The organism is Streptomyces sp. P17 (assembly GCF_032436805.1).
GTDB lineage: Bacteria > Actinomycetota > Actinomycetes > Streptomycetales > Streptomycetaceae > Streptomyces.
This window is the reverse complement of sequence record NZ_JAVRBF010000982.1, coordinates 1-264: the sequence shown is the minus strand read 5'-3', so window position 1 is coordinate 264 and position 264 is coordinate 1. Positions and strand designations below refer to the sequence as shown.

General features: G+C 36.0%; 1 protein-coding gene. It reads left to right on the top strand.

From position 1 onward, the window contains the following. Positions 1-264, top strand: a 264-nt coding sequence (locus RMT89_RS43660) for a hypothetical protein (RefSeq protein WP_315889306.1), incomplete at both ends; no start/stop codon positions are given.

Genomic DNA, 264 nt, shown 5'->3' with positions numbered 1-264 from the left:
CAATACCACATTCAAAACATTCCGGTGATTAATGCTAACCGACAGATTATAGGTATCATTACACCGCAGCAATTAATACAGAAACACAGTATTCAAGCGGTTTTTTTGACTGAAAAAATTAATCAAGTTGACTCCATTCAGTCACTCATTATTCTAGCCCACGAACGCGATGCTATTTTTGAAGCTCTAGTTGAAAATAATGCTTCAGCAAGAATTATTGGTCAGGTTATGGCCATTATTTATGATGCCTTTACTTGTCAACTG